19 protein-coding genes are annotated in these 20,967 nt (G+C 71.4%); 8 read left to right on the forward strand and 11 right to left on the reverse strand.

Annotation, left to right across the window (positions count from 1 at the left end; translation table 11 throughout):
* Positions 1–50 precede the first annotated feature (50 nt).
* Positions 51–1,154, forward strand: a complete 1,104-nt coding sequence (locus G4D86_RS18485) for an alpha/beta hydrolase (protein ID WP_240360329.1) — start codon at positions 51–53, stop codon at positions 1,152–1,154.
* Between the two features lie 7 nt (positions 1,155–1,161).
* Here G4D86_RS18485 and G4D86_RS18490 read toward each other — a convergent pair whose 3' ends face one another.
* On the reverse strand, positions 1,162–2,070 hold the full coding sequence (locus G4D86_RS18490) for an NAD-dependent epimerase/dehydratase family protein (RefSeq protein WP_163995297.1): 909 nt from the start codon (positions 2,068–2,070) through the stop codon (positions 1,162–1,164).
* A gap of 115 nt (positions 2,071–2,185) precedes the next feature.
* On the opposite strand from G4D86_RS18490, the gene G4D86_RS18495 reads away from it, so the two are divergent.
* A complete protein-coding gene (locus G4D86_RS18495) occupies positions 2,186–3,250 on the forward strand; it encodes an AraC family transcriptional regulator (RefSeq protein ID WP_163995298.1) in 1,065 nt (354 codons plus the stop codon).
* Here G4D86_RS18495 and G4D86_RS18500 read toward each other — a convergent pair.
* From G4D86_RS18500 to G4D86_RS18510, 3 genes are read right to left on the reverse strand one after another with little or no spacing between them, the layout of a single operon-like run.
* Positions 3,132–3,935: a hypothetical protein gene (locus tag G4D86_RS18500; protein WP_163995299.1), complete on the reverse strand. Its 804-nt coding sequence runs from the start codon at positions 3,933–3,935 to the stop codon at positions 3,132–3,134. The two genes, G4D86_RS18495 and G4D86_RS18500, sit on opposite strands and share 119 nt — an antisense overlap.
* Before the next feature lie 36 nt (positions 3,936–3,971).
* A complete protein-coding gene (locus G4D86_RS18505; protein ID WP_163995300.1) occupies positions 3,972–5,159 on the reverse strand; it encodes an ABC transporter substrate-binding protein in 1,188 nt (395 codons plus the stop codon).
* A gap of 36 nt (positions 5,160–5,195) precedes the next feature.
* A complete protein-coding gene (locus G4D86_RS18510; protein ID WP_163995301.1) occupies positions 5,196–5,933 on the reverse strand; it encodes a PspA/IM30 family protein in 738 nt (245 codons plus the stop codon).
* A 253-nt stretch (positions 5,934–6,186) separates the two neighbouring features.
* Between G4D86_RS18510 and G4D86_RS18515 the strand changes: the two genes are divergently transcribed.
* On the forward strand, positions 6,187–7,554 hold the full coding sequence (locus G4D86_RS18515; RefSeq protein ID WP_240360330.1) for a sensor histidine kinase: 1,368 nt from the start codon (positions 6,187–6,189) through the stop codon (positions 7,552–7,554).
* 5 nt (positions 7,555–7,559) lie between these two features.
* Here the strand turns inward: G4D86_RS18515 and G4D86_RS18520 are convergent, their stop codons facing one another.
* The 5 genes from G4D86_RS18520 to G4D86_RS18540 form a co-directional block, all read right to left on the reverse strand.
* Positions 7,560–8,900 (reverse strand): 5'-deoxyadenosine deaminase, encoded by a 1,341-nt coding sequence (locus G4D86_RS18520; RefSeq protein WP_163995303.1) that lies wholly within the window; start codon positions 8,898–8,900, stop codon positions 7,560–7,562.
* A gap of 20 nt (positions 8,901–8,920) precedes the next feature.
* Positions 8,921–9,325 carry a cytidine deaminase gene (locus tag G4D86_RS18525; protein ID WP_163995304.1) on the reverse strand — a complete coding sequence of 135 codons (405 nt, stop codon included), beginning with the start codon at positions 9,323–9,325 and terminating at the stop codon, positions 8,921–8,923.
* A 36-nt stretch (positions 9,326–9,361) separates the two neighbouring features.
* Positions 9,362–9,730 (reverse strand): PilZ domain-containing protein, encoded by a 369-nt coding sequence (locus tag G4D86_RS18530; RefSeq protein ID WP_163995305.1) that lies wholly within the window; start codon positions 9,728–9,730, stop codon positions 9,362–9,364.
* Positions 9,731–10,121: 391 nt separating this feature from the next.
* Positions 10,122–10,535, reverse strand: a complete 414-nt coding sequence (locus G4D86_RS18535) for an SET domain-containing protein-lysine N-methyltransferase (protein WP_163995306.1) — start codon at positions 10,533–10,535, stop codon at positions 10,122–10,124.
* Positions 10,536–10,620: 85 nt separating this feature from the next.
* Positions 10,621–11,925, reverse strand: a complete 1,305-nt coding sequence (locus G4D86_RS18540; RefSeq protein ID WP_163995307.1) for a thymidine phosphorylase — start codon at positions 11,923–11,925, stop codon at positions 10,621–10,623.
* Positions 11,926–12,001: 76 nt separating this feature from the next.
* Here G4D86_RS18540 and G4D86_RS18545 point away from each other — a divergent pair, with 76 nt between their 5' ends.
* The 5 genes from G4D86_RS18545 (at position 12,002) to G4D86_RS18570 (ending at position 18,519) form a co-directional block, all read left to right on the forward strand.
* A complete protein-coding gene (locus G4D86_RS18545) occupies positions 12,002–13,192 on the forward strand; it encodes a BMP family lipoprotein (RefSeq protein ID WP_163995308.1) in 1,191 nt (396 codons plus the stop codon).
* Positions 13,193–13,230: 38 nt separating this feature from the next.
* Positions 13,231–14,958: an ABC transporter ATP-binding protein gene (locus tag G4D86_RS52930; protein ID WP_275899122.1), complete on the forward strand. Its 1,728-nt coding sequence runs from the start codon at positions 13,231–13,233 to the stop codon at positions 14,956–14,958.
* Entirely contained in the window at positions 14,951–16,069 is a 1,119-nt protein-coding gene (locus G4D86_RS18560; protein ID WP_163995309.1) for an ABC transporter permease, read from the forward strand. The genes G4D86_RS52930 and G4D86_RS18560 overlap by 8 nt, the downstream gene beginning before the upstream one ends.
* Complete coding sequence (locus G4D86_RS18565) at positions 16,062–16,991, forward strand: ABC transporter permease (protein WP_163995310.1); 930 nt, start codon at positions 16,062–16,064, stop codon at positions 16,989–16,991. The genes G4D86_RS18560 and G4D86_RS18565 overlap by 8 nt, the downstream gene beginning before the upstream one ends.
* 373 nt (positions 16,992–17,364) lie before the next feature.
* Positions 17,365–18,519 carry a sensor histidine kinase gene (locus tag G4D86_RS18570; RefSeq protein ID WP_240360331.1) on the forward strand — a complete coding sequence of 385 codons (1,155 nt, stop codon included), beginning with the start codon at positions 17,365–17,367 and terminating at the stop codon, positions 18,517–18,519.
* A gap of 15 nt (positions 18,520–18,534) precedes the next feature.
* Here the strand turns inward: G4D86_RS18570 and G4D86_RS18575 are convergent, their stop codons facing one another.
* Positions 18,535–19,176, reverse strand: a complete 642-nt coding sequence (locus tag G4D86_RS18575; protein WP_205519628.1) for a hypothetical protein — start codon at positions 19,174–19,176, stop codon at positions 18,535–18,537.
* Between the two features lie 56 nt (positions 19,177–19,232).
* The gene (locus G4D86_RS18580; RefSeq protein WP_163995311.1) at positions 19,233–20,960 is read right to left on the reverse strand and encodes a phospho-sugar mutase; all 1,728 of its coding nucleotides are present in this window, start codon (positions 20,958–20,960) and stop codon (positions 19,233–19,235) included.
* Between the last annotated feature and the right edge of the window lie 7 nt (positions 20,961–20,967).

Consider the following 20,967-nt stretch of genomic DNA (forward strand, 5'->3'; position numbering starts at 1 on the left):
CCTGCTGGAAGCCTGCCCGCCCTCACGCACCACGGAAGGACACCCACCCCATGCATCCGTCATCCCCCCGTCCGGCGCTCGTGCCGGGCCTGCTGCTGGCATTGCTGCTGAGCTCCGCGGCCAGCGCCACCACCCTCCGCGTCCACTACGACGTGGGCTATGGCAACCGGATTACCGTTCGCGGCAGTGCGGCGCCGCTGTCCTGGACGGCCGGGCAGAACGCGACCTGGACGTCGGGCAACGTGTGGACGTACTCGTGGCCCAACAGCGCCGGGGACGTGGACCTCAAGCCGCTCATCAACGACACGCAGTGGTCCACCGGCGCCAACTACCGCGTGCGCTCGGGCACCACGGTGGACGTGTACCCGTTCTTCGGCACCGCCGTGGGCACGCGGCAGCAGTTCGACAACTTCTGGTCGCCGCAGCTGGGCAACACGCGCACGCTGCGCTTCTACCTGCCGCCCAGCTATTCGGCGAACCCGCTCAAGCGCTACCCCGTGCTCTACATGCACGACGGGCAGAACCTCTTCGACGCGGCCACCGCGTCCTACGGCGTCGAGTGGGGCGTGGATGAGACGGTCAACAACCTCATCGGCTCCGGGCAGATGGACGAGGTCATCGTCGTGGGCATCGACCACACGGGCTCCAACCGCATCTACGAGTACACGCCGTGCTGTGACTCCACCTACGGCGGCGGCGGCGCGGACCTGTACGAGCGCTTCATCCTCGAGAGCGTAAAGCCCTTCGTCGACGCGAACCTGCGCACGCTGCCGAGCAAGGCGAACACCGCGCTGATGGGCTCGTCGCTGGGCGGGCTGGTGTCCTTCTACATCGGCCGCCGGCACCCGGAGGTCTTCTCGAAGGTGGCCGGGCTCTCCAGCTCGTTCTGGTGGAACAACCAGGCGATGACGGTGCAGGTGGAGCAGTCCACCGTGAAGCTGCCGCTGCGCTTCTACCTGGACGCAGGCACGAACAACGACGGGCTGACGGAGACGACTCGCATGCGCAACGCGCTGGCGGCCGACGGGCACGTGCAGGGCGCGGACCTGTACTACTACGTGGCCCAGGGCGCGGGGCACACCGAGTCCGCCTGGGCGGCCCGGGTGTACCTCCCCCTCACGTACCTGTTCCCCTGGCAGAGCACGGTGTACTGAGCCGGGCTCAGCGACCCCGCCCCAGTGAGGCGAGGTCCGCTTCGAGCGTCGGCCGGGAGCGGTACGGCTCCCAGCCGAGCTCGGAGCGGGCCCGCACATTCGACACGCGGTTGTCCACCGCGAGGAGCGTCGCGAAGAACGGGCCGAAGTGGTCCACGGCCTGCTCGGGCAGGAGGCCCTGCGCTGGCACCCCGAGAGCCCGCGCCACGCCTTCCGCGAAGTCGCGCAGGGAGATGTCGGAGCCGCAGCCGTTGTAGACGCGGCCCGACGGCGCGGCCTCCAGGGCCCGCCCGTAGAGGTCCGCCAGGTCTTCGAGGTGGACGCACGGCAATCTGTTTTCACCCGAGCCCATCCAGCACGACCTGCCCGTTCGGCGAGCAGTGGCCAGGAGCCGCCCCAGGGGGCCGCCCCCCGCGGCCGTGTGCACCAGGATGGGCACACGGATGACGCTGGCGCGCACGCCCTTCGCGGCCTCGGCGAGCACGTCCACCTCGATGCGGTGGCGAATCGCCAGGCGAAAGTTCTCCTGCGGCGGGTGGTCCTCATCGACCGGTGTTGAGCCCGTATTGCCCAGCAGGCCGGTGGCCGAGGTCACCACCAGGGGCTTGCTCGTATTCCGAAGCGCCGAGGCAAACGCCGCGACCACCGACTGGTCTCGCGCCACCGCCGCCGCGAGGTCCGTCGAGTGTTCGAACGCGAGGTGCACCACGCCATCGCAGTCCCTCGCGGCGTCCGCGAGCCTGTCCGGTTGCTGCAAGGACGCGACGAGCGGTTGGGCCGGAACACGCTGGTCCTTCAAGCGGTCCGCCGCGGCCGCGTCTCGCACGGCGGCAACCACCGTGTGACCTCGCTCGATCAAGCGGGCCGCCACCCGTGAGCCGATGAAGCCCGTTGCACCTGTCATCAAGACTCGCATCACCCTCGCGCCTCCGTGCTTCGCGGCGAGCTCGCCGCGCAGGAAGCACAGTGGGCCGTTCGCCCTGGAGCGTGAATGCTTGCGGGTACGGATTTCCTAACCCATCGTCCGGGACATGGACCTGCTGAGCGACGTCCTGCGTGACTTGCGGCTCGAGAGCGCCGTGCTGAGCCTGGGCGAGTTCCGCGCGCCATGGGGCTTCGACAAGGGCACCGCCGGGGGCGCGCCGTTCCATGTCGTCGTCGAAGGACGCTGCCTCCTGCAAGTCGAAGACAGCGCCCCCATCGAGCTCACGCCGGGCGACCTGGTCGTGCTCCCGCAGGGGACCCGCCACGCCCTCATGTCGGACCGCCGTGCCCCGCGCACGCCCTTTCAGAAAGTCTTGGAGGCCAACGGCCATGACGGCGCCTGGACGCCGGACAGCCGCATCGAGGGCCTGAACCGGCTTCGCCTCGGCGGCCAGGGCCCGCTCACGCGAATCATCAACGGCGTCTTCAGCTTCCGTGACGGCCGTCGCAATCCGTTCCTCGAAGCGCTGCCCACCGTCCTGCTCGTGCGGGGGCGTCCGAGCTGGCTCGAAGGCTCGCTCCGCCTCCTGATGGATGAAGCCATCTCCGGACGGCCGGGGTTCCAGACCATCGCCGAGCGCGTGGCGGACATCGTCTTCGTCCAGGCCGTCAGAGACCATGCCGCGAACCTGCCTTCGAATGGGAGCGGCTGGCTTCGCGGCCTCACCGACCGGCAGATTGCGCACGCGCTCGCGCTGGTGCACCGGCGGCCAAGTGAGGCGTGGACGGTGGCTTCCCTCGCGCGGGCCGTGGCGCTGTCACGCACCGTCTTCGCCCAGCGCTTCCGAGGGCTCGTGGGCTCGGGCGTCATGGAGTACGTCACCGCCCGGCGCATGCACGTGGCGGCGGGCCTGCTGACGGGCTCCACGGAGACGCTGGCGGACATCGCCAACACCGTGGGCTACGAGTCCGAGATTTCCTTCAGCAAGGCCTTCCGGCGCTGGGCGGGAGTCCCGCCCGGGCAATACCGGCGCCGCGCGAATGGCGCTCCGCTCAGCGCACCCGAGTCCCGTGCGGCAGCGGGCCGCGCGTCTCCTCGGAGAACTCCAGGAACTGCTCCATCTGCCGCACGGACTCCTCGGTCGCCTCGGCCTCCGCGCTCAGCACGGTGAGCTGGCGGTTGACGCTCTCCGGGTCGCGGATGGCAATCGACTGCTCGTGCGTCAGGCGCATCAGATCTTCGATGCCCGCGAGCTGGTGGCTCACCACCTCGCGGCTCTCGCCCGCCTGCTCGAAGCGCGCCAGGCGCTTTCGGAGGATGTCCACCCGGTTCGCCTTCACGTCCTTCAGGCGCGGGTTCGTCTCGCGGGCCAGGTCCTCCTCCAGCTCGCGCACGTCGCGCTCCAGGTGCTCGCGGTCCGAGCTGTTGAGGAACGCGCGATACTGGTTCAGCGTGGAGATGAGCCGCAGGAAGGACGTGAGCAGCGCGTCCAGCCGGGGCTCGCTGTCCGCCTCCAGCACCTTGCCGCCCGGCAGCTTCCGGTAGTTGGCGAGGATCTTCTCCTTCAGCCCCAAGAGCTGCTGGTAGTGCTCGCGCTGCGACGGCGCCAGGTCTGACTGGAGCGCGTCCACCGCCTTGCGAGCGGCCTCCGGGTCGTCGGGCGTCTTCGCTCGCACCGCGCGCTGGAAGCGCGACATCGACGAGAGCACGCCCAGGTAGAGGCCCTCCAGGCCCAGGGCCACCAGCATCGGCAGCGGCTCGCCTGTCATCGCCGCCGAGGCCGCCGCCGTGCCCAGCCCCACCAGGTTGGCGGGCATCAGGAATGCGGCCTTGATGTAGTTGGGCGACTTCGCCACGTCCGTCCATCCCTTCCCCGTGTCCCGGGGTTCGACTCAGGGGCCTCGCGCCTCCGACACATACTTCAACGCGCCCAGGTCCCGCGTGTCCTCCGCGGGAGGCACCCGCGGACCCTGCTTCAACTTCTGGAAGAGCGCCGCGGCGCTCTGGAAGAGCTCGTCATAGGTGACCGGCGCCTCACCGGAAAGGCCGAAGAAGGCTCGATTGTCCGCCAGCGTCGCCGGCGGCGCGCTGCGGATGGCCTCAATCGGGTCTCCCAGGTACGGCGCCACCTCGCCCAGCATCCTCGCCCCCGCCGTGGGGTCCTTCAGCACGCTCTGCCCCGCATCCAACAGTCCGCGCAGCACCCGGCGCACCGCATCCGGGTAGCGCGCGGCGAAGTCCCCGCGAGCCACCAGCACCGTCGCCACCAGGTGCGGCGCGTCCGCCGTCGTGGCCAGCACCGCCCCGCCCCTGTCCCTCGCCGCCAGCTCCACGTCGCCCCACAGCCCCACCACCGCGTCCGCCCGGCCCTCGCGCAGCGCGCGGCCCGCGTCCAGCGTGGAGGGCAGGTCCACCCAGCGCACGTCCGTCGTCCTCAGCCCCGCGCGCGCCAGCACCCACAGCGCGAAGTAGTGCGAGGAGCTGTACGGGTACACGCCCACCCGCTTGCCCCTCAGCGCGGCGAGGTCCGACACGCCCACCGCCGCCAGCGCCTCCTGCCCGCGGCTGCGCCCCACCAGCAGCAACGTGCGCGGCGCCGCGTCCCGCAGCGCCGGAGCCCACGCCGCCAGCCGGTCCACGGACAGGGCGGCCATGTCCACGCCGCCGTTCTCCGCGCCAATGGCCAGCGCCTGCCGCAGCTCCTCCTCGCGCGCGAAGAGCACCGCGCGCGCGTCCAGCGCATAGGCCGTCTTCAGGAAACCCTGCGCCGCGCCCGGCGGAGGCACCGGGTTGTCCAGCGTCGTCGCGCCACCGGTGGCCACCAGCAGTGCTGACGCGGAGCCGCGCGGGGTGAAGCCGATGAGCACGGGCCGCAGCGGCACCGACGCGACGTCCGCCACGGGGGCGGCCACTCCGGCGGGGAAGTCACCCGGGGACAGCCGCACCGCTTCGCGCGCGGCGGGGAAGAAACGCTCCTGGAGCCGGTCCAGGTAGCCCAGGCGCGACGCGAGCACGTAGCCCGCGCCGAGCGCGCAGAGCATGAAGAAGAGGAAGAGGCCTGGCCCGCGGTGGAGCTTCATCCCGAGTTCCGTCGACCTCTTCCCCTGGGGGGAGGACTACTCCACCCCGACCTTCTTGCCGATGGTCTTCTCGGCGCCGCCGCTAACATCCGACACCGGCGCCGGGCTCTCGAGCAGACCCATCTCCATCTTCATCTGCTTCACGAGCTCATTGGCCTGCATCTTCTCGGCCTCTTCCTCGATGTTGACGGCCATGTGGTCCACCGACTCGAGGGCCATCTGCATGCGGGCCTCGTTGACGGCGGACTTCTCCTGCACCTTGCGCAGCATCTCGTCGTGCGTCGAGTCGATGCCCGCGACGGTGAAGGACTCCATGGTGTCGGCCACCTTGGCCTGCCACTTGGCGCGGCGCGCCTCGCGGATGGCGTTCATGGCCTCCTGCGTCTTGCGCTCCTTCTCGCGCATGAACGCCTTCTTCACCGTCAGCGCCTTCTCGTAGGCCTGGCGAGCCGTGGACAGCTGCAGCTCGTTGCGGCCCAGCGCGTCCTTTTCGATCTGGAGCTTCGCGGCGTACTGCGCGGCCAGGTCGTCACGCCCCGCCTGGATGGCGGCCTTCACCTTGGCCGTCAGCGAGCGGACGTCCTCGGAGTACTTGGCGTTCTCCTTCTCGAGCAGCGTCACGTTCGCCCGAACCATGGCGATGGACTCGTTCATCTTCGGGACCTGGTCGTTCAGGTCTCGGACGTTCTGCTCGAGGATGAGCTCCGGGTCCTCGATGGAGGAGACAAAGAAGCCGGCGAAGCTGCGCATTGCCCTCTTGAATCGTTCCCACATGTCGGCGGTCTACCTCCATCCAGCCCTACTTGCATCCACCTTATACGATTCCCTGGGGAGCAAGCAGCCACAGTCCCAACACTCTGACAACTGCTACGCGCTCCTACCTAAGGTCATTGCCTGACGCGTGAAAGTCACGCCCGGCCAGCCGGCGCGGAAGCCCCCGGCGCCCATGCGCAGCGCCGCCCGGCTGCCCGGCCCGGCTGCATGGAGCTTGCCCCTCGGAGAGGAAGCGGGGAAAACCCAGGCTCGCGTGTCCACCTCCCCGGTCCCCCAGTCCTTCGATGACGCGCTGACGCGGGCGGTGGACTCCCAGCGGCGCGGTGTGCTCGGCGCGGGCGCGGCGGTGCGACTGGTGGGCACGGCCGTCTTCCTGGCCCTCAGCACCGGCCTGTGGCTGGCGGGCGGCGAGGACTGGGCGACGTACCCGCCCGTGCTGGCGGCCTACCTGCTCATCGCGGGGGCGCTGTTCGTGCTGCGGCACCGGCCCGTGGCGCGGTGGCTGGGGGTGGTGCAGGCGCCGGTGGACGTGGGGCTCGTGTACTGGCTCCAACACATGGCGCTGCCCCGCTCGCCCTTCCCGTCCGGCGTGGCGGGCTTCAGCCTGGGGCTGTTCGCGCTGGTGGTGGCGCTGAGCGGACTGACGCTGCGGCGCAGCGTCGTCTATGGCACGGCCCTGCTGGCCTGGGTGGCCCAGGCCGCGCTGATGCGGCAGGCGGGCGTGGGCTGGGGCGCGGTGGCCATTGCCCTGGTGGCGCTCATCATGGTGGCGGCGGTGAGCCACTACGGCACCGGCCGGCTGCGGCAGCTCGCGGTGGCCCTCTCCCGCGCGGAGGTGGAACGCGCGCTGGAGGCACGGCGCTTCCAGGAAGTGGAGGAGGCACGGCGCACCATTGAGCGGATGCTCAGCGACGCGCAGGCGCACAACGACCAACTCCACGCCCTGCAGCGCGACAAGGAGCAGCTCACCCAGTTCCTGGTGCATGACCTGCGCTCGCCCCTGTCCGCGCTGACGATGACGCTGTCGTGGATGGAGCAGGAGGTGCCGGGCGGCAAGGGCGTGCTGATGGAGTCGGTGCGCACGGGCCTGGCCGTCACCGCGCGTCTGGACAGGATGATTTCGGACCTGATGGACGTGCCCCGCCTGGAGCAGGGCCGGCTGGAGCCTCGCAAGCTGCCCTTCACCGCGTCCATCCTGCTGGAGGAGGTGCGCCGCTCGCTCGACGGCGTGGCTCGCGCGCGGCGACTGACGCTGGACGTGGCGGCGCCGCCGGAGCTGGAGCTGGTGGGCGACACGGAGCTGCTCGTGCGCGTGGTGGAGAACCTGGCCAGCAATGCGCTGCGGTACGCCCCCACGGGCGGCCGGGTGCGGCTGGAGGCGGGCACCGCCCCGGACTGCCGCTGGCTGGCCGTGCGCAACGACGGCCCGCCCATTCCGCCGGAGACGCGCGCCCGCATCTTCGACAAGTACGTGCAGGGCGAGGCGGAGAAGGACAGCCGCCGGGGCTACGGGCTGGGGCTCTACTTCTCCCGCCTGGCCGCCGAGGCACACGGCGGCCAGCTCGCGGTGGAGGACGCGCCCGGCTGGTCCACGTCCTTCGTGGTGCGCCTGCCGGGCTGAGGCCTTCAGCCCCGGGCGCGCTTGCGGCGCCGGAGGATGCGCTCCACGTGGGCGTTGGCGCTGGAGAGCACCGCCGGCGCGTCCAGCGTGGTGAGCACGCCGTCCTTCAGCACGGGCTTGCCGTCGATGAAGACGTGCACCACGTCGCTGCCGCGCGCGGAGTGGACCAGCGGGGCCAGCACGTCCTCGGCGGTGGGGCCCGCGTGCAGGCCGCTCACGTCCACCACGGTGAGGTCGGCGCGCTTGCCGGCCTCGATGGAGCCCACCTCGTTCTCCAGCCCGAGCGCCCGAGCGCCGTGCAGCGTGGCCATCTCCAGCACGCGCATGGGCGTCATGGCGCGAGGCCCCACGCGAGGGTTGTGCAGCACGGACGCGAGCCGCATCTCGTGGAAGATGTCGAGCGTGTTGTTGCAGGGCGCGCCGTCCGCGCCCAGCGCCACCGCCACGCCGGCCTCCAGCAGCTCGGGCACCTTGGCGATGCCGGAGGCGAGCTTGAGGTTGGAGCCGGGGCAGTGGCACACCACGGTGCGCGTCTCGCGGAGGATGTCCTGCTCCTCCTGGGACAGCCACACGCAGTGGGCCAGCGTCACGTGCGGCCCGGACAGGCCCACCTTGTGGAAGAAGGCGACGTTGTCCTGGCCGCCCGTGTACTGGCGCACCGCCTCCGTCTCCTTCGCATTCTCGCTGGCGTGGGTGTGGATGCGCACGCCGTGCTCGCGGGCGAGCTTCGCCACCTCGCGCAGCAGCTCCGGCGTGCAGGAGAGGACGAAGCGCGGGGCGAAGGCATAGCGCAGCCGCCCGTCGTGCTTGCCGTGCCAGCGCTCCATCAGCGCCAGGCTGTGGGCGAGCGACTCGGTGGTGCTCTCGCGCAGCCCCTCCGGCACGGCGGCGCCCGCGTCCATCATCGCCTTGCCGCCCACCAGCCGGAAGCCAGAGTCGCGCGCGGACTCGAAGACGGCGTCGTAGTGATGCACGCTGCCCATGTCGAGCGCCGCCGTGGCGCCCGAGCGGATGAGCTCGGCGAAGGTGAGGTCCGCCGACGCGCGCATGGACGCCGCGTCGTGCGAGGCCTCGAAGGGCCAGATGCGCTCGCGCAGCCAGTCCAGCAGCTCCAGGCCGTCCGCGCGGCCGCGGAAGAGTGTCTGGCAGGCGTGCAGGTGGCCGTGGATGAGGCCGGGCAGCACCACCTTCCCCGCCACATCCACCACGCGCCGGGTGTTCCGGGACTTGAGGCCCCGGCCCACCTTCGCGATGCGCCCGTCCTGGACGAGCACGTCCGCCGCCACGAGCACCTCTCGCTCGCGGTTCATCGTCACCACGGTGCCGCCAGTCAGGAGCAGGTCCACGGGGGTGCTCGAGTCGCTTTCTAGAGAAAGTCCTTCGTGAAGGCGTGCGGCAGCAGCTCGCCCAGGGTGTAGCGCGCCTCGCCACCCTTTGGCGTGCGGCTGCGCACGGGCAGCGCGGGCGGGCCGAACTCGGCCATCACCTGCCGGCACATGCCGCACGGCGGGCACGGCTCGGGGGTGTCCACGACGATGGCGACGGCCACCGGCTTGGAGTGGCCCTGGGCCACTCCCGCGGCGAAGGCGTTGCGCTCGGCGCAGACGGTGAGGCCGTAGGTGGCGTTCTCCACGTTGCAGCCGGCCACCACCGCGCCGTCGGCGTAGAGGACGGCGGCCCCCACGGGGAAGTGCGAGTACGGCACATGGGCGCGCGAGCGCACCCGCGCGGCCTCCTCGAACAGGCGCTCCCAGGGAATGTCGTCCGCCATGACGCCCTTTCGTGAATCGCCGGTCCGGCAGTGGACCTAGCGGGTGCCGCCGCCCTGCGCCAACACGTCGTCCAGGTGGCGGGCAATGGCCAGCTCGGCCTCCACCGGCAGGTCCGCGAAGCGCACGTGCGCGAACGGGCCCTGCGGGCCATTGGTCACCTGGAGCACCTCGCCCGTCGCCTCGACCTCGTCGGGGAGGATGGGGAGCAGGAAGCGCACCTCCACCTTCGCCCCCGCCTCCAGCCCGGTGCCCTGCCAGGCGCAACCGCCCAGGGACAGGTCGCCGTCCCGCGTCTCGAAGTCACCCGTGCTGCCCGCCCGGCGCACCTTCAAGCGCATGGGCACCCGGGGAGAGTCGCGCCGGTCCTCGGCCTTGTCGCTCATCGAGTCGTTCCTCTCGGCCATCGCCGTTGCCTCCCTGCCGCTCATGCTCGCGTCACCGCCCGAAGAATGTGCCCCGGGGGCTGGCGGAACACAGCCGCCACCCGGCTGGCCGTCCTGGCCACGTCCGCGGGGGACGCCGGCTGCTCGCCGACAGGGAGACCGGCCTCGTGCTGGAAGTTGTTCGCGCAGGCCCCCACCGTGGCCTCCGCCTGTTCGTCACAGTGCATCGTCGGGGCATCATACGCGGACCTTTCCCGACAAGAGGCCCCGAAATGCACGGGGGGACGGTGTACGGGGCGTTCCACCGGCGGTGCCACGGGGCCACGCCCCATGTCCTACCCGTCGCGTGGGCGGAAGGCACAGGTAGAGCGGTGCAATGCAGCCCAGATGAACCGGAGCCCGAAGTCCTCCCTCAGGTCTCCGGCAGGCTCTGGCCCCGGGACTTCCACCAGTCCTCGCCGTAGCTGATGCAGATCTGCTCGCCGGGGTGGATGTCGCGCAGCGCGTGGAAGCAGAAGAGGTCGCGGTCCACGAGGCGGTAGTACGCGGCGTTGGGTTCCTGGGAGTGGTTGTAGATCATCCCACAGCCCATCACGAGGGCGACCCAGTCTCCCTCGCGGCGCTCCTCCTTCTCGCCCCACTTGATTTGAAAGACGTAGTCATCGAGCGGTGGCATCCGCGCGTGCTTGTGCAGCACCTTGAGGTAGTGACACTCCTCGATGAGCTCTCCGGCGGGAATGAGCTCATCGGTGAAGACACCGTAGCCCCACTCGCACGGCCGGACCTTCACACCCGGATGGGTGTACAGCGCTGCGCCCTGGTTCATGTCCCCTGCCTGTTCCTCCGGAGGGCAAGGATGGCGCGTTCGGTGCGCGGGGTGAAGTGCTGGATGCGCTAGTCGGCCCCGAGCGCTACTCCACCCGCTCCCGCACCAGCGGCCGGGCCACGGGCGCCGCGTCCCCGAACTTGTACGCAGCCAGCAGGCGAGCCTTCACATCCGCCACCGGGCCCACGTCGTTGTAGTGCACGCGCACCACCGGCTCGCCCTTGGTCACGGACTCGCCCGTCTTCTTCAGCAGCGTGAAGCCCACGGCAGGGTCGATCTTGCTGTCCACCCGCTGCCGCCCCGCCCCCAGCGCCACGCCCGCCAGGCCCACGCCCTCCGTATCAATCGCCGTCACCCACCCGTCGCGCGGCGCCACCACGTCCACCATCGACTTCGCCTGCGGCAGTAGCGAGTAGTCATCAATCGCGCGCGGATCCCCACCCTGCACCTGGACGATTTCCTTCAGCTTGCGCACCGCGCTGCCGTCCTCCACCACCTTGCGCAGCTTCTCGCGCGCCTCCTCCACCGTCGCCGCCGCCTTGCCCAGCACCAGCATCTCCGCCGTCAGCGCGTAGGTGATCTCCGTGTAGTCGTCCGGAGCCTCGCCGCGGAGCATGTCCACCGCCTCCATCACCTCCAGCGCGTTGCCCACCTTGCGGCCCAGCGGCTGGTCCATGTCCGTGAGGAGCGCCACCACCTTCTTCCCCATCTCCGCGCCCAGACCAATCATCGTCCGCGCCAGCGTGCGCGCGTCCTCGTCGCGCTTCATGAAGGCGCCACTGCCCACCTTCACGTCCAGCACCAGCGCGTCGATGCCCTCCGCCAGCTTCTTGCTCATGATGGAGGACGCAATCAGCGGGATGCAGTCCACCGTCGCCGTCACGTCGCGCAGCGCGTAGAGCTTCTTGTCCGCCGGAGCCACCTGCGCCGTCTGCCCAATCAGGCAGCAGCCCACCTCGCGCACCAGCCGCCGGTACTCGGACGTGGGCAGGTTGACGTTGAAGCCGGGGATGGACTCCAGCTTGTCCAGCGTCCCACCCGTGTGGCCCAGGCCCCGGCCGGAAATCATCGGCACCGGCACGCCGCAGGCGGCGGCCAGGGGCGCCAGGCTGAGCGACACCTTGTCCCCCACCCCACCCGTCGAGTGCTTGTCCACCTTCACGGCGGGCGTGTCCGACAGGTCCAACACCTCGCCGGACTCGAGCATGGCGCGGGCCCAGGCCCCCAGCTCCCGGGAGTCGAGTCCCTTGAAGAAGATGGCCATGCACATGGCCGCCATCTGGTAGTCCGCCACCGTCCCCGCCGTATACGCCTGGATGAACGCGCGGATGTCCGCCGGGTCCAGCCGGCCACCATCCCGCTTCGCCTTGATGAGCTCGTAGGGTTGCACGGGCCAGCCCATACCAGGAACTCGCCCCCCCATGCACTCCGGGAAAGGCAGGGCTTCATCTGGTAGATAGCGAGCCATGATGCTCCGCCTCCACGTCCTGGCCCTCGCCGCCCTCCTGTGCGCGTGCTCCAAGAAGGAAGAGCCGCCCCCCGCCGGTGCCCCGGGCACCGCCACCGCCCAGCAGCCGGCCAAGGCCCCCATCCCCGTGGGGCTCGTCATCGACGTGGGCGGGCGCGGCGACCACTCCTTCAACGACGCCGCCCTGCGGGGCCTGGAGCTGTACGCCGCCGGCAAGCGCTACGAGGGCGGCAAGTACGTGGACGCCTCCCCCGAGGAGATCCGCCAGTCGCTCCCGCCCTTCCTGGCCTCCCTTTCCTCCTCCATCCAGCCCCTGCCCGTGAAGCCCATGGTGCTCCAGAGCAAGGCCCAGGAGGACTACGCCCCCAACCTCCAGCTCCTCGTGGACCAGGGCGCCCAGCTCACCATCGGCAATGGCTACATGCTCGCCAACGCCGTGCGCACCGCCGCGCAGGAGAACCCCAAGTCCCAGTTCCTCCTCATCGACAGCCAGGTGCTGGACGCGCAGGGCAAGGTGCTGAAGCTGCCCAACGTGCGCACCGTCCTGTTCAAGGAGCAGGAGGGCAGCTTCCTCGTGGGCGCCCTGGCCGGCCTGGTGACGAAGACGAACAAGGTGGGCTTCGTGGGCGGCATCGAGGTGCCCCTCATCCAGCGCTTCGAGGTGGGCTACCGGGCAGGCGTGAAGACGACCAACCCCCAGGCCGCCCAGGCGCTGATGGCCGTCTACACCGGCAGCTTCAACAACATGGCCGCCGGCAAGCAGGTGGCGCAGGACCTCATCGCCAAGGGCGCGGACATCCTCTTCCACGCCGCGGGCGCGGACGGCATCGGCGTCATCCAGGCGGTGAAGGAGGCGCGCGCCGCGGGCAAGAGCGTGTATGCGATTGGCGTGGACTCGGACCAGTCGCACGTGGCGCCGGACGCCATCCTCACGTCGATGATGAAGTTCACCGACCTGGCCATCTACCAGGCGACGAAGGACCTGGTGGACGGGAAGTTCTCTGCGGGCGAGCAGGTGGTCGGCCTCAAGGAGAACGGCGTGGGCATGGCCGAGGTGCGGGTGGACTTCCCCAACAAGGCGGAGGCGCTGCAGAAGGTGGACGCCCTGCGCCAGCGCATCGTCTCCGGGCAGCTCCAGGTGCCGGCCGTGCCGGGTGACCTCGCCACCTTCCAGGCTGCCGCGCCCTGATTTCCCTCCGGCACATCCGCAAGGCCTTCGGCAACTGCGTGTCGCTGGAGGACGCGTCGCTCGACGTGAGCGAGGGCGAGCTGCTCGCCGTGGTGGGAGAGAACGGCGCGGGCAAGACGAGCCTGATGAACGTCCTCTACGGCCTCTACCAGCCGGACGCGGGCGAGCTGTCCGTGGGCGGGCAGCCCGTGCGCTTCAAGAGCCCCCGTGACGCGATTGCCCGGGGCATCGGCATGGTGCACCAGCACTTCATGCTCGTGCCCACGCTGACGGTGGCGGAGAACGTGGTGCTCGGCCGCGAGCCCACGCGCCGCGGCCTCTTCGACCTGGAGCGCGCCATCAGCGAGGTGGCCGCCACCTGCGCCCGCTTCGGCTTCCAGCTGGAGCCGCGCGCCCGCGTGGACACCCTCACCGTGGGCTCGCAGCAGAAGGTGGAAATCGTCAAGGCGCTGCACCGGGGGGCGCAGGTGCTGGTGCTCGACGAGCCCACCGCCGTGCTCACGCCGCAGGAGTCGGACGAGCTGGCCCAGGTCATGCGCGGCCTCGTCGCGCAGGGGCGCACCGTGGTGCTCATCAGCCACAAGCTCAAGGAGGTACTGGGCGTGGCCGACCGCGTCGCCGTCATGCGCCGCGGACGCGTGGTGGCCGAGGTGCGCGCGGCGGAGACCACCGTCGGGCAGCTGGCCAACCTCATGGTCGGTGAAGGCCCACGGCATGGAACGGAGGCGCGGGCTCCGACGTCCCTGGCCGGGTTGTCACCGGCAGCTTCCCGGGTCGAAGCCATTGGCGCCGCATTGCCGGAAGCGGCCGTCCCCATACCTGGGGGCCAGGTCACGACGGGCATGTCGGCGCTCGCGCTCATGGGAGGGGTCCCGCCGGGAGCCGCCACCGAGCGGCCCGTCCCCTCATCGGAGGGCACGGGCCCGACGGGAACGGTGGCACTCGCGATTACGGGCGGGACGCCGCTGGAAGCCTCCAGTGAGCGGGCGCCGGCGACGTCCGCGGGCGAGGCACTGCTGGAAGCCAGCGGGCTCCAGGCCGTGGGAGACAACGGCCGCCCGGCGCTGCGCGGCGTGGACCTCACCGTGCGCGCGGGCGAAATCGTCGGCATCGCGGGCGTGGACGGCAACGGACAGCGCGAACTGGCCGAGGTCGTCACCGGCCTGCGCGCGCTCACGTCGGGAAGCGGCACGCTGCTCGGAGGACCGCTGGCGGGCCTCACCCCGGCCAAAGCGCGCGAGCGCGGCGTGGGCCACGTGCCCGAGGACCGGCTGCGCCGCGCGGTGGTGAAGGCCCTCAGCGTGGAGGAGAACGTGGCCCTCGGCCGGCATACGCGGCCGCCCTTCGCCAGGGGCCCGTGGCTCGACTTCGCCGGGCGCCGCGAGCGCACGCTCGCCCTGCTCGAGGCGTACGACGTGCGCCCTCCGGACCCGACGCTGCCCCTCGCGAGGCTGTCCGGCGGCAACCAGCAGAAGGTGGTGGTGGCGCGCGAGCTGGACGCGAAGCCCCGCCTGCTCGTCGTGGTGCAGCCCACGCGCGGCCTGGACATCGGCGCGGTGGCCCACGTGCAGGCGAAGCTGCGCGAGGCGCGCGCCCACGGGGCCGGCGTGCTGCTGGTCTCCCTGGACCTGGAGGAGGTGCTCGCGCTCTCCGACCGCGTCTACGTCCTCTTCGAGGGGCGCGTGACGGGCCACTTCACCCGGCCCGACTACGACGAGCGGGAGCTGGGACGGCGCATGCTGGGAGCGGGGACGGGACATGCCTGAGCGTCTGAGACAAGCCCTGCCGTCGGTGCTCTCCGTGCTGCTGGCGCTCGCGGTGTGCTGGAGCCTCATCGCCCTGACGATGACGCCCGGCACCGCCACGGCCGCCTATGTGGAGATGTTGTGGGGAGGCATCGGCAACTGGCCGGCCTGGCTGAACGGGGCCGCCGCCACCGTCATCACCCGGCCCCTGGGCGAGGCCGCGATGAAGGCCGCGCTGCTCACCCTCACCGGCCTGTCCGTGGCCGTGGCCTTCAAGGTGGGCCTCTTCAACATCGGCGCGCAGGGGCAGATGATTCTGGGCGCGCTGGCCGCCGCGGTGGTGGGCGCCCACGTGTCCCTGCCCGCGGTGCTGCACATCCCCGCGGCGCTCGTGGCCGCGGCGCTCGCGGGGGCCGCGTGGGCGGGCCTCGCCGCGCTGCTCAAGCTCTACCGGGGCGTGCACGAGGTCATCTCCACCATCATGCTCAACTGGGTGGCGCTGCGCCTCGTGGACAACTGGCTCGTCATCGGCCCGCTGCGGGGCGTGGCCGAGGGCGGCCAGTCCATCACCGGCACCGCCGAAATCCAGGCCACCGCGACGCTGCCCCGGCTCCTCGGGGAGCTCTCCCGCCTCAACCTGGGCTTCCCGCTGGCGCTGCTGCTGGCGGTGGTGGTGTGGCTCTGGCTGGAGCGCACCCGCACCGGCTTCGAGACGCGCGCGGTGGGCCTGGGCGCCGAGGCCGCGCGCACCGCCGGAGTCCCCGTGGCGAAGCGCACCGGCGTGGCCATGGCGCTGGCCGGGGCCATGGCGGGCCTTGCGGGCGCGGTGCTGGTGCTGGGCACCGAGGGGCGCTACCCCGGCACGCTGGGCGCGCCCTACGGCTTCGACGGCATCGCCATCGCCCTCATCGGCAACAACCACCCGTTGGGCGCCATGGGGGCCGCGCTCTTCTTCGGCGTGCTGCGCGCGGGCGGCACCCGCATGCAGCTGCTGGACGTGCACAAGAGCTTCCCCGAGCTCATCCAGGGCCTCGCGCTGCTCTTCGTCGCCGGCCGCATGGTGTGGCTCGCCCTGCTGCGCCGCCACGAGGCCGCCGCCTCCGTCGCCTCCGTGGAGGTGCCCCGTGCTTGAGGTCCTCCACGCCCTGCTCTTCTCCACCCTGGACGCGGTGCCCGCGCTCGTCTTCGCCGCGCTGGGCGCGGTGCTCTCCGAGCGCGCCGGCGTGGTGTTCGTCGGCCTGGAGGGGATGATGCGGGTGGGCGCCTTCTGCGCGGCGGTGGCGGCGCTGGTCATGCCCATGTCCCTGGCCGTTGGCGTGGGCATGCTGGCGGGCGCGGCGCTGGCCGCGGTGCATGGCTTCCTCAGCATCCGCTGGCGCTCGGACCAGGTGGTGTCCGGCATCGCCCTCAACCTGGTGGCCCTGGCCGGCGGCACCTTCCTGCTGGAGTCCCTCTACGGCCCCAACGGCACGCCGGCCCTCCCGCAGGCCGCGCGCTGGGACGTGCCCGGCCTCGCGTCGGTGCCGGTGCTGGGCGCGCTGTCCGGCCACTCCGCTCCCACGTACCTCGCGCTGGTGCTCCCCTTCGCCCTCCAGGCCCTGCTGACGCGCACGCCCCTGGGCTTGAGGCTGCGCGCGGTGGGCGACAAGCCCCACGCCGTGGCCACGCTGGGCCTGAGCGTCGCGGGGCTGCGCTGGGGCGCGGTGCTGGGCGGCGGGCTCCTGGCGGGCCTGGGCGGCGCCGTGCTGTCCACATGCGTCCTGGGCCGCTTCGAGCAGCACACCCCCGCGGGCCTGGGCTTCATCGCCCTGGCCGCCATGGTGTTCGGCCGCTGGACGCCCGTGGGCGCCTTCCTCGCCGCCCTCTTCTTCGCCTTCGGCGATGCGCTGCGCATCGGCCTCGCCTCCAGCGCCCCCGGCTTGCTGGAAGTCGTACCCCAGGGCATGTTGCAGGCCCTCCCCTACGTGCTCACCTTGGCGCTCCTCACCCTCCAGGGGCAGCGCAGCAGCGCCCCCGCCGCACTCGGCGTGCCCTATGAGCAGGAGTCGCGCTGAGGCCCCTCCAGGCCCTGGGTATTTTTAAACCCGGGTCAGGAATGATTCCTGGTCAGGAGTGACCCCCACCCGTTACTTGAGCAACACCGCAAGTACGGGTTCCGCGAGGGAGTAGACAGTCCAACCCCCCGCAGTTGCTGGACTTATCCGCCTCTCGTTTCGTCGGAATCCGGCGAAACTCCCGCCACTCATCCGGCACGCGCCTCGCATGGTGATCGGTCAGGTTTCGGACCGCGTACCGGACTGGAAGCAGGCTCCGGGGGGGAAGTCGCATCCAGTCCGGTATGCGGTCCGTAGGGTCTACTTGGGAACTTCCGGGTGTCGCTGCCCGGTCTCACCTGGTGGGGGTGGCGTGATGCTGGAGACGACGGGAATGACCGCGACGTACCGGCCTCGGGTGCTGGCTGTTGATGTGCAATCGGGCGGAATGGAGCGGCTGTACTCCATCCTCGCACCGGCGGGTTACGACGTACTGCCCGCCAGCGGCAAGGCGGCGGCGGCGGCGGCGTCCCGGCAGTCGGCGGACCTGGTGCTGCTGGACGTGCAGCGGCCCGGCACGGACGGCCTGGCGGCCTACCGGCGCCTGGTGGCGGAGCTGGGCGGCCCTTCGTCTCCTCCAGTGCTCATGCTGACGCCCCGCGCGGACCGGCAGACGCGCCGCGAGGTGCTCGAGGCCGGCGTGGATGACCTGCTCATCACCGAGCCCTTGGACCCGATGGAGCTGAAGGTCCGCGTCCACACCCTGCTGGAGCTGAAGGCCCACCGCGAGGCGGGTGGCCAGCGCGCCGAGGCGCTGCTGGACCCGCGCATGCGCTGGGTGGAGATGGAGCGGCTGGCGCGCCTGGGCACGCTGGCGGCGGACGTGGCGCAGAGCCTGGGCCGCGTGGGCGAGGGCCTGCAGCGCGCCCTGGCGCACGTGCAGAGCCGGGCCCGGCAGGGCCTGCCGCCGGACCCCGCGGAGCTGAAGAACCTGGGCGTGGCGGGCGAGCAGATGCGGCTGCACGGCCAGCACCTCCTGTCGCTCGGCCCCACCAGCCCCAAGGACATCCAGCGCTTCGACCTGCGCGAGCTGGTGCCCGGCGTGGTGGAGCGGATGCGCGCCGCCGGCCGCCTGGGTTCCGCCGAGGTGATGGTGCTGCTGCCGGAGGACCCCATCGCGGTGGTCTTCAACCGGCGCCAGCTGGAGCAGGTGCTGGTGGAGCTGCTGGCCAACGCGGCGGACGCGGTGGAGGACGTGAATGACCGTCCGCGCCGCATCCACGTGGGCGTGGAGCTGCCGGACATGTTCGGCGACTTCGGCCCCCGCCTGTTCGTCAAGGACACCGGCATCGGCATCTTCGAGGACGAGGTGGGGGCCGTGTTCGAGCCCTACTACACGACGAAGTCGCCGGAGAAGGGCGCCGGCCTGGGCCTCACCGTGGCGCGCGCCCTGGTGGAAGCCATGGGCGGCAAGCTCACGGTGCAGAGCCGCGTGAACCTGGGCAGCACCTTCACGGCGGAGCTGCCCGAGCAGACGTCCTCCTGGTAGCCGGCGCGCCTGCCGCTAGAAGCGGTAGGCGACGCCCATGAGCGCCTCCAGGGTGAACTCCGTGGCGTCGAAGTCCGGAATCAGCGAGGGGCCCATCCGCACGTTGAAGTTGATGGCGAGGCTGCGGTCGATGAAGTACTCCAGCCCGCCGCCCACGAGGATGGGGAACACCGGGCCGATGCCCTCCCCGAAGTAGACGTGGAAGGGGAGGTCCAGCCCCAGGTTCACCATGACGGCGCTGCCGGCGGGGATGCCCACCACGAAGCCCACGGGCAGCGCCAGGCCCACATCGGTGTCGCCGTTGTCGAAGTAGAACAGCGGCCCCGGCTGGAAGGTGAGCGCCAGGGAGACGTTGTTCGTCTGCGCCAGCATCAGCCGCATCCACGCCTGGAACTTGATGCCGGGGTCCGTGAAGCGGACCCAGCCCTCGCGGCCCCAGTTGAAGGTGAACTTGCCGCCGATGTCGAAGCGCTCCGAGCCGCCGTGCAGCAGGCCGAGCGTGAGGCCGGGCCAGCCAATCTGACCGGAGAAGGCGGTGTTGCCCCGCCCCAGCGTGTCGGCGGCGAGGATGGACCAGCCCTGCCCGCGCTGCGCCAGCGCGGTGCCGGGAAGAGCCAGGAAGCAGGCGAGGAGGAATCCGGGAACGAGACGCTTCACACGGTGCCTTTCTGCGAAGGCCGCACGGGGGCGCGACCTGTGGAGTGAATCAGGACTCAGGTGGGCTGGCCGCGCTCACGCGCGAGCGCGAGAAAGTCGTCGATGAACCGGGCCAGCCGCGCTTCCGCGCGCTCGCGGGCGCGGGCCATGGGCTCTCCGGGGGCGAGCGACTCCTTGTGCTCGAAGTAGTACTTGATTTTGGGCTCGGTGCCGGACGGCCGCAGGGTGACGCGGCCGCCGCCCTCCATCTCGAAGGCGAGCACGTTGGACGGAGGCAGCCCGGCCCCGCCCTGCTTGTAGTCGCGCACGGCACGCACCGGGTCTCCGCCGATGCGCGCGGGCGGCGAGGCGCGGAAGGCGTCCATGATGGCGCGGATGGCCTGGGCCCCCGCGGCGCCGGGCAACGTGACGTTGCGCTGGGCGCCCACGTACAGGCCGTGGCGGCGCTGGATTTCCTCCAGGTAGCCGAGCACCGTCGCACCGCGCGACTCGCACCACGCGGCCAGGTCCGCCATCACGAGCGCCGCGCCGACGCCGTCCTTGTCGCGCGCCACCGTGCCCACGGTGTAGCCGAGCGCCTCCTCGTAGCCGAAGACGAACTGCGTGCCCTCGGAGCGCTCGCGCTCCAGCGCGCGGTTGGCAATCCACTTGAAGCCGGTGAGCACCTCGTCATAGGCGGCGCCCAGCGTGCGGGCGATGTCGCCCAGCTGCGTGGACGAGACGATGGTGGTGACGACGTGCGGCCGCGCGCGCTTCGTGCCCTGGGTGAGCACGTAGTGGCCCAGCAGCACGCCCACCTCGTTGCCGGTGAGCATGCGCATGCGGCCGTCCGCGTCGCGCGCCATGACGGCGAGCCGGTCCGCGTCCGGGTCATTGGCCAGCACCAGGTCCGCCTTCACGCGCTCGGCGGTGGCGAGCGACAGGTCCATGGCGCCGGGCTCCTCCGGGTTGGGGAAGCGCACGGTGGGGAAGCGGCCGTCGGGCATCTGCTGCTCGGACACGGCGGTGAAGCGCGGGAAGCCGGCCTCGCGCAGGGCGCGCTCCGCCCAGACGCCGCCCACGCCGTGCATGGCGGTGTAGACGATGGACAGCGTGTCCGAGCCGCGCTTGTGCACGCGCAGCCCTGAGATGGCGCGCAGGTACTCCTCCCCCACCCCGTCCGCCAGATCCTTCCAGAGCCCCTTCGCGCGCGCGTCCGCCGGCACCAGCAGGGGCACGCGGTTGGCGGACTCCACCCGGGCGATGGACGAGGCGATGCCAGTGTCGTGGGGCGGGATGATTTGCGCGCCGTTGCCCCAGTAGACCTTGTAGCCGTTGTACTCGGGCGGGTTGTGGCTGGCCGTCACCATGATGGCCGCGGCGGCGTTGAGGTGCAGGGCGGCGAAGGCGACCACCGGGGTGGGCACCGGGTGCGGGAAGACGTGGGCGGGGATGCCCTCCGCGGCGAGCACGGCGGCGGTGTCCTCGGCCAGTTCCGCGCTGAGGCGGCGCGCGTCGCGGCCCACGACGACGCCTCGAGAGACAACGTCCGGCACCTGCGCCTTGAGGTAGCGCGCCAGGCCCGCGGTGGTGCGGCGCACCACGGCGCGGTTCATCCGGTTGGGGCCGGCGCCCAGCACGCCGCGCAGGCCCGCGGTGCCGAACTCCAAATCCCCCACGAAGCGGTCGGCCAGCTCCGTCCAGTCGCCCCGGGCCAGCAGCTGTGCCAGCTCCGCGGCGGTGGCGGGGTCGGGGTCCGCCTGACGCCACGCCTCCGCCCGCTCTCTCAGTCCGGTGGTGTCCATGCGCGTA

Origin of the sequence: Pyxidicoccus caerfyrddinensis (assembly GCF_010894405.1) — a bacterium.
In the GTDB taxonomy this organism is placed as follows: Bacteria; Myxococcota; Myxococcia; order Myxococcales; family Myxococcaceae; genus Myxococcus; species Myxococcus caerfyrddinensis.